The sequence below is a fragment of the Draconibacterium sp. genome (genome assembly GCF_041583095.1).
In the GTDB taxonomy this organism is placed as follows: Bacteria; Bacteroidota; Bacteroidia; order Bacteroidales; family Prolixibacteraceae; genus Draconibacterium.
Map to the genome: position 1 here is coordinate 1 of NZ_JBFHGM010000205.1, position 9293 is coordinate 9293.

6 protein-coding genes are annotated in these 9293 nt (G+C 44.5%); all 6 read right to left on the minus strand.

Annotated elements, in window-relative coordinates:
* Positions 1 to 985 (minus strand): glycosyltransferase (locus tag ABZB17_RS16525; protein WP_372651684.1); only part of this gene is annotated, 985 nt, incomplete at its 3' end.
* 153 nt (positions 986 to 1138) lie between these two features.
* A complete protein-coding gene (locus ABZB17_RS16530) occupies positions 1139 to 2251 on the minus strand; it encodes a PQQ-binding-like beta-propeller repeat protein (RefSeq protein WP_372651686.1) in 1113 nt (370 codons plus the stop codon).
* A 180-nt stretch (positions 2252 to 2431) separates the two neighbouring features.
* Entirely contained in the window at positions 2432 to 3985 is a 1554-nt protein-coding gene (locus ABZB17_RS16535) for an FAD-dependent oxidoreductase (RefSeq protein ID WP_372651688.1), read from the minus strand.
* Between the two features lie 38 nt (positions 3986 to 4023).
* Complete coding sequence (locus ABZB17_RS16540) at positions 4024 to 6366, minus strand: NAD(P)H-dependent oxidoreductase subunit E (RefSeq protein ID WP_372651690.1); 2343 nt, start codon at positions 6364 to 6366, stop codon at positions 4024 to 4026.
* 19 nt (positions 6367 to 6385) lie between these two features.
* Positions 6386 to 8245: a PQQ-binding-like beta-propeller repeat protein gene (locus tag ABZB17_RS16545; RefSeq protein ID WP_372651692.1), complete on the minus strand. Its 1860-nt coding sequence runs from the start codon at positions 8243 to 8245 to the stop codon at positions 6386 to 6388.
* 28 nt (positions 8246 to 8273) lie between these two features.
* The coding region (locus tag ABZB17_RS16550) for a 4Fe-4S binding protein (protein ID WP_372651695.1) at positions 8274 to 9293 on the minus strand (1020 nt) is incomplete at its 5' end.

The following is a 9293-nucleotide window of genomic DNA, read 5'->3' on the forward strand; positions in this document are numbered from 1 at the left end:
AGATCATAGCCACTTGCTTAAAAAATTCATGGCGGGCAGCTCCTTCAAACTCTTCCACCACTTCAAACTGATGTAACAAACCAGCCTCTTTCAGCTTATGTTTTTGTTCTTTAAAAAACTTTTTGTCATCACCGGTCAATCCTCCTGTAGCAATCAGTTTCACCTCCTCAAAGCCGGCTTTCTTTTTCAATTCGATAAAAGCATCCACCACAATATCGAAACCGTCTTTGTGGCACATTCTCGAAATATAACCAACATTTTTCGGTTTCTCCATAACAGGAATGTATGGATAATCCTCCACATCAACTCCCAGGTAAAATGTGTGCACCTTTTTATCGTCGAGGCGCATGCGTTTTTTCATCTCACCGGCAAAATAATTACTGACGGCAACCAACGCATCCACATCCTGGGCACGTTCATGCATTAAATCCCAAATTGGCTGCTGAAACTGTGGTTGCATGGCATCAACCCAAACATCCTCATCCTGAAGCGAACAAACCACCGGAACACCAACCTTTTCTTTCAAACGTTTGGCCAAACCAAGCAACAACGCATTGGATATATGAATTACATCGGGTTTACAATGCTCAGCAATCCAATCAACCATTTTTTCCAGCTCTTCCTTTTGCTCACCCTGTTCGCCCAGCAACATCGAAATGGTCATATCTTCCAGTCCTTTGGCACGGGTAGATCCTGCCATGGAAGCAGCCATTTTCATCATTGGTTTTGAGTTCAGCAGCTTATCGAACCAAGCCGGTGCTTTTCTGAAAATGGGATAAACCTGCTTAAGGTAAGTGCTTATGGCACCATAAAAAATCGGGATGTCGGAGATGTCATGTTCATCGGAGAAAAGCGGCAAATACATGGGGATTTTTATCACCTGGTGATCCAGTTTTCGTAAGGCATCAACATATTTGCTGTCACGCAGACAATTACCACAATAAAAACTGCCACCTGATCCGGGTATGATTTGAATTATATTCATAATAAGCCCCCTCTAACTCCCCCGCGGGGGAGAACTTTATATCTTAAATTCTGGCATGTTACACATTTCACAATAATAATCTCTAACTTTTTCTTTCAATTAAAGAAGACAGCAGGCACGGGAGCATTTATCAATTTCTCCCCATCGGGAAGATTAAAGAGGGGCTCCAAAACAATAAATGTTGCCATCGTAAGCTCCAACAAAGAGCTTTCCGTTGGCAACCGCAGGATTACTAATGATCTGACTTCCTATTTCATAAGTCCAAACAGGCTTTCCATCCGAAAGGTTCACAATGGCTAAGTCGCCACGCATATTCGCCACAACTACCTTATTTTTAACAATTAGCGGAGAGGCTTCCACCTGTCGACCGGTGTTGTATTCCCAAAGTTTCTCTCCTGTATTTTTATTGAAACAGTATAAAAACTTGTTGTGATTGGCCGTTAATACTTTATCGCCTAACAAAGCCGGCGATGCAATAAACTGCAGGTTGGTTTTTTCATCAGACCACAACCATGTAGTTTTGTTATTTTCGATATCAACCTGAAAGAAGCGGCCATCGTAATCGCCCACATAAGCTTTATCGTTTTCAATGGTAACCGATCCGGCTACATATGTTGCCACATCAATTTTTTTCACCAGCTTACCTGTTGTTACGTCAACCACGTGAAGATAGCCGTCGCAGCCACCAAAGATGGCCTTTCCATTGGCACAGGCCGCTGCTCCGTTAATAAAATTATCCGATTCGTATTTCCATTTCAGTTCTCCGGTTTTAGCATCAACGCAGTGAAGATAGTAATCGTAACTGCCCATAAAAATATAGGTTGTTCCACCTTCCGTCCACCAGTTTGCCGAGCCTACGATCTGGTTTTCACATTCGTAATCCCAGAGTTTTTCGCCATTATCGAGATTTAGTGCGAATAGCATCCCATCCAAATTCCCAACGTAAACCGTATTATTCAGAATAAGAGCAGGCGCTTCAATTGAATTTTCGGTATTAAATTTCCACAACAATTCACCCGAAGTATCAATACAATAAACAAAACCATCGGTAGAACCGATCACCACTTTATTGTTCGCTACCACCGGTGCTGATTTGATATTATCACCGGTTTCGAAAACCCATAAAAGATCCGGAGCATCTGGCAGTATCGTTTTCGAAACTCCGGTCAGATGCTGTTCTCCGCGAAAAATGGGCCACGAATCGGAAGGCTGAGCAACAGCTCCAAAACTCAGTATTATTAAAAAAGTAACTATCCAATACTTCATCATTTCTTTGATTTGCGAATATTGATTAACGAATTTCGATTGTAGATTTACTACTAAAATCATTAATCAACACGCTGGATTTTTATTTCTTTGAACCACAATAGACACATAGGAAACATTAGTTTGCCAATTGCGATTTGCCAATTGCCGACTCAATCTAAAATCGTTAATCGACATTCTTCATTCATCATTTTTCAACGAGATGGCTCCGGTTGGGCAACCTGCAGCAACTTTTCGTGCTGTGTCGGTCAAGCCCAGTTTCAGGTCTTCGTTAAACGGAACGCCAATCTCCACATCAAAACCTCTGCCGATAAAGGTAAAACCAAACTTCTCCTTGTATTTCCCGGTGAGGCGCACACAAATTCCGCATTTTATACATTTTTGTGGTTCATAAATCACCACATCATTATTGATCTCTTTTGTAATTTTTCGGCGCTCGCTGGTTTTAAAGCGTTTCTGATCCACCTGATACTGATCGGAATATTCACGCAGTTTACAATTATCAATAGCGCGACAATCGCAATGCAAACACCGCTTTGCTTCAGCAATCGCTTCTTCCCTTGTAAAACCGGCATTCTTTCCTTGTTCCGGAATCTTCCGTTTACCTTCCACCGACTCTTTCAGGTATTCGGCAAACTCATCGGCAACCATTTTTCCGAAGCGCGAATTAAATAATCGCGGCTCTCCTTTTATCTCCTGACCGGCCAGGAATTGTAAAACTGAAAATGCCACTTCTTTTCCCTGCCCAACGGAACGCACTGCCAAACGCGATGAACGCAATACATTTCCAATGGCAAAGACTTTCTCGTCGGATGTTTGATAGGTTGTTTTATCTGCGTCGATTCCTTTTGGATTGGCTTTTAAACCGTACTTTTCTGAATCATCAGAAATTACACCCGATGCCAGAACGATAGCATCAAAATCCTTTTTCAGCTGTTCAAACTCAGCGGCTCCAATCATGTGTCCTCCGCGAAATTCAACTCCGGTTTTTATAATCGCTTCAATTTCTTTATCCAATACATTCATTGGCAAAACTTCTTCACTCAATTCGGTGCGAAGCAGACCGCCGGCTTTATCATTTTTATCAAACAGCGTTACATCAATTCCTTTTAGTTGCATGTAATAGGCCGCCGCCAATCCGGCCGGACCGGCACCAATTACAGCTACTTTTTTGCCTGTTTTTTCAACTTCCGGAGCTGTTGGTTCGAGGCCATTATCTCCCACGATTCGTTTTAATAAACAAATTGATACAGGCTCGTCAACGGTTTTCCGATGACAGGCACCTTCGCAGGGAGCCGGACAAATACGGCCTAACACAGCAGGCAAAGCAATGTCTTTTTTTACCACAGCCAGCGCTTCATCAAATTTTCCGGCAGCAATCAACCGGTTCATTCGCGGAATATCCATATGCGCCGGACAAGCAATCTGGCATGGCCCTTCACAATCGCCAACATGTTCGCTTAACAGCAATTCCAAGGCAGTTTTTCGCGATTCGGCGATCTCCTGATCATCAGTAATCACCTCCATCCCTTCCACTGCCTTTACCGAACACGACGGGTAAAGTCTTCCGTTTTTGTGGTCTTTCACCATACAAAGCATGCAGGAAGTAAAGTGCTCCAGCTCGTCGTGCCAACACATATTCGGGACATCAATCCCCTGTTGTTGCGCAGCTTTCATCACCGAAGTTCCTTGTTCAACCTCAACTACTTTGTTATTTATTTTTAGTTTAATCATCGTTTCTGGATACTGGATACTCGTTTCTGGATACTGGATTATTTCACATCAATGGCATCAACCGGACAGGCAGCACGGCATGCATCACATTTTATACACAGTTCTGTATCAATGCTGTGTTTCTCGTGCGGCGTAAAAGGAATGGCATCAACCGGACATTTTTGCACACACTTGGTACAGCCGATACACTCGTCGTTTACCGAGTAAGTGATCAATTCGGCACATTTTCCGGTGGGGCACGTTCCGTTGATATGCGCTTCGTATTCATTACGGAAATGTTTCAAGGTACTTAACACCGGGTTTGGCGCTGTTTTTCCCAGTCCGCAAAGACTTCCCTTTTTCGTCCATTCCGCCAGATGCTCCAGCTCTTCAATGTCGCCTTTTTTGCCTTTCCCGCTAACAATACCATCAAGAATGTCGAGCATTCGTTTTGTTCCAACGCGGCAGAAGGTACATTTTCCGCACGATTCTTCCTGTGTGAACGAAAGGAAATAGCGGGCAATATCCACCATACAATCGGTATCGTCGAGCACAACAAGGCCACCCGAGCCCATCATCGCTCCCATTTCTCCCAACGACTCAAAATCGATTGGCGTGTTGGAATGTTCGGCCGGAATACATCCACCAGAAGGACCACCGATCTGCACCGCTTTAAATTTTCGTCCATTGGCAATTCCGCCACCAATCTCTTCAATCACCTGTTTTATTGTAATTCCCATCGGCACCTCAATCAATCCGCCGCGAGCCACTTTACCTGCCAGGGCAAAAACTTTTGTCCCGGTGCTTTTTCCTGATCCGATTTTTGAAAATCCTTCAGCTCCCTCACGCAGGATAAAGGATATTTGTGCCAGGGTTTCGGTGTTGTTTACCAGGGTTGGTTTTCCCCACAAACCGCTCTCGGCCGGAAACGGCGGGCGCATTCTCGGGAAACCACGATTTCCCTCAATGGAAGCAATAAGTGCACTTTCCTCGCCACAAACAAAAGCGCCGGCACCTTCGTAAATCCGCAAATCGAGATCAAAACCGCTTCCCAATATATTTTTGCCCAGGTAGTTTTTAGCCTTGCAAATTGTTAAGGCTTCGCGAATACGTTTTACCGCCAGCGGATATTCGGCACGGATATAAAAATACCCCTGATGAATGTCGGTTGCATAAGCGGCAATGATCATCCCCTCAATTACCCGATACGGATACGACTCGAGCAACATACGATCCATAAAAGCTCCGGGATCCCCTTCATCGCCATTACAGATGATATATTTTTCAGGATCTTCCTGTTTTTTTACCAGTTCCCATTTTAATCCTGATGGGAAACCGGCACCACCACGGCCCCTGATTCCGCTGTCTTTTACCTCGCGGATCACCTCTTCAGGTGTCATTTTATTCAATACCTTTTCCACGGCAGTAAAACCTCCGCGGCTCAGGTATTCATTAATATCGAGCGGATTGATAATTCCACGATATTCGGTAGCGATTGGCACCTGTTTACCTAAAAATGAAGCTACCGGTTTTTCACGCATGCTTATTTCATAACGCTCAACACCATCCCAGTTACGGTCGGTTTGAATCTCTTCAACGGTATGTAAAAGTTTATTTTTTAGACGGGTAAACAAACCCGGCGCCTGAAAATGGCTTTCTACAATATTTTTTACGTCTTCGGGTTTTACTTTGGCGTAAAGCGTAGGCTCTCCCTCGTTGGGAACCACCTCCACCAAAGGCACCTGGTGGCACATTCCTACGCAGCCCACATGTTTCAGGCTCACACGCAAACCACTTTCGTTTACTACGTGCTCCACTTCTTCCTGAATTTCCTTACTACCACTGGCCACACAACACGATCCAAGCCCAATTCGAATCTCTCCCTGAATCTCGGAACCATCAGCTTTGCGGGCCTTTTTTGATTTTTTTATTCCTTTCAGGCTTTCAAAATCGGCAATTACCTGACCGACCTGATCGGAAGCCACATGACCATAGGTAGTTTCATCGATCTGCACTACAGGCGCCAGCGTACAACAGCCCAGACAAGCTACCTGCTCCAGGGTATATTTCCCCGACTCCTCCGTTTCCTGACCCTCCGCCAACTTTAGTTCACGACGAAAAGCATCGTAAACCTGACCAGCGCCTTTTACGTGACATGCCGTTCCCACACATACTTTTATCATATGCTCGCCAACGGGCTGCAAGCGAAATTGCGAGTAAAAACTGGCCACACCAATAATCTCCGCCAGACTGATCTCTGATTTTTCAGCCACCAACCTCAACACTTCTTCAGGCAGATAATTGTACTCTTTCTGAATGGCCTGAAGAATAGGAATCAGGCTCTTTTTTGTTACGCCTTTTTCCTGAATGAGCTGATCGATATATTTATTTTCTTCTGTCATTTATTCCTCCTCAAAAGTCCTACTTCCCTATGCAAAACAAGTCTTTCTCTCCACGTATATAAATCCGTCCATCGGCAAAAGCCGGTGTAGGGCCAGACGTTTCACCCAATTCGTTTTCGCCAACTTTTTTCAATTCCCTTGAAAATTCGTAGATACGCATTACTCCGTCGTTGTCCATAAGATACACCTTCCCATCGGCAAAAACAGGTGATGAGTAGACCGGCGAACCAAAATCATCCTCCCAAAGCAATTCTCCCTCTTTCAGGTCGTAGCAAACAAAAACGCCATAACTGGTCGCGACAAATACCAATCCGTCGTGCGCCAAAATACTCGATGCTTCAGGCAGATAAAAATCGTCTTCCCAAAGTACTTCCTGCGTGCGAATATCAATCGCCACCATTCGTGCATATTCGTTGGCAGCTACCACAATTCCATCGGCATAACCAACCGATGGACCAACTTCGCCCATCATACATTCAACCGACCAAAGTTCTTCTCCGGTTTCCACTTCGTACCCGGCAACAATCGGATCGGCGGTTAACACGAGCTGATACTTACCATCAACTTCTGCCAATACCGGACTTGCCCATGAGATCTTCGAATTACGCTGTGTTTCCCACACTGTTTCTCCTGATTTATTATCCAGAGCCAACACTTTTCCTCCCCGGTTGGTATCGTATTGAACGAGAAGCTTTCCGTTCCAGGTAATCAACGATGATGAATGTCCGTAATGATTATCCGGAACACCAAGATTCCGTGCCCACAAACGTTTGCCGTTCATATCGAAAGCAATTACATCTCCGGTTCCGAATAGGGCGAAAACAGCGTCGCCATCAGTGGTTAAAGTTGGTGCGGAAAGACCCGTATCGTCGGTAACACGCGGAGGTGTAGCCGGTGATCCTGAAATATTATCGGCCACTCCTGTCCACAGCAGTTTCCCATCGTTACGGTTGTAACAATATACTTCGCGAGTGGTATTATCGGCACCCGACACAAACAGTTTATCGCCCCAAATTACCGGCGAGTTGAATCCGTGTTTTGGTATCTCAACTTTCCAAACCACATTGGTTCCGGCAGCGCCGTCCCATTCGGTTGGAATATTTTTATGCATAATCACTCCCTGCGCCAAAGGTCCTCGGAAAGAGTTATGATTTTTCTGAAGTTCAGCAAGCGTTATTCCTGATGAGGCAGCTGCCGGTTTGGTTTCTGTAACAGGTGTTTCTGCAACTGTTTCTGAAGAAGCATCTTCCAATTTCACCTCTGTTACATTTTCCGAAGCAGTAGTTTCGTTTACAGCTACCTCTTCCGAAACTTCGTTGGTAGCAGTTTGTGCCGGAGCTACATTTATTACCTCAACTGCCTCTTCTGCTGAAGTTTCGTTTTCGGCTACCAAAGCATTTGCATCGTACGACTTTAGCTGGTTCACCGAAAGATACGAAGCCAGAAGGGCCAAAAACATAACCGCGGCGCCAACAATTACAATTCCCTTTTGAGCAATTATACGGCTGGCAATTTCATTTTCCAATACTTTCTCAGGCTCTTCAATTTTACTTTTTGCAGCGTAATAAACCCGCATTGCAAATGCCAGTACAATGGCACCAAACAGCAACATGTAGGCGCCAGTTTCAACCTGCCACTGGCTATTAAAATAGGCCTTACGCGCCAATAAATCAAAATTGCGAATCTCCTCTTTCAACTCCTCATTGTTTCGATCGTCTTTTAACCGTTGAACCAAAGCTTCCAAAGCCTTACTTTCAATGGGATCGGTTTTTGTGATCTGCCAAAAATTCAATAAAAGCAGCAGTGCAACAGCCGCACAAAAAATACCTGCAATTAAAGCAATGTTATGCGAGAGTTTTAGTTTATCCTGGTTGTTCATTATTTTGGTTCTTCTTTTTTATTCAACATTATTTTTCCACAGGGCAATAATCCACGCACCTTGCGCAACTGAAACAATTTCCTTTGTGCGGTTCGTAATCCTGGCGTTTACGGAACACAACCGTATTCAACAAAGTCATCCCGATTACCAATCCCATAAATCCTCCGGCAATCATACTTCCGATATAAAACTTCTCACGAATTGCGGTGGCTTCACTTACCAGCTGCTCCATCGGTTTTCCTGAAGCAAGGAAAGTTTGTATATCAATATTATCCGGATCGTTTCGCAGTTCAGGATGTGCAATCAGCAATTCTGCCAGGTATACATCCTGATTTGCCTTCGAGAGGAAAGTATGTGATTTTGCGCCTACAAATACCCCCAGTGCAACCCACAACGGAATTACCAAAGCGTAGGTTATAAAGCGTTTTGGTCCCAGACCTGATTTTACGACTTCTTTCTCATTGGTTGGAAAATCAATAGCATCAAACGGACACGAGTGCGTACACAATTTACACTGAATACATTTTGATGGAGTGATAGTTAGATGCCGGCTTGAAAAACGCGACATCCAGCTGAGCAACACGCCATAAGGACACAAAAAACGGCAATACGGACGGGCAACAAACATACCCATCAAAAGGAAGGCAACCCCCAAAACGATCATCAGGAATTTTGCATCCATACGAAAAATACCCACAAACGGATCGTATCGGCAAATGATAAAATCGGTTCCGGTAGCCGCAAAAAGCACTGCCAGCGACAGGTACAAATACGGAATCAACCCGAGTGTTTTGTTTAACCACTTTGGCAAACTTATCGGTTTCACCACCACCAAATCCTGAATGGCACCTAACGGACAAGCTCCGGCACAGAATGTTCGCCCGAAAAAGAGCGTAACAACAAGCGGAATAACAAAAAACAACAGAGCCGTTAACGAAATGACATAGGCCGGATCGAAAAAGGTGAGCGCAACATTTTGTATGGCACCGATGCTGCAAATACATCCGTTCCGGTAAAAGCCGAAATAAACCAATGTGAAGACCGAAAG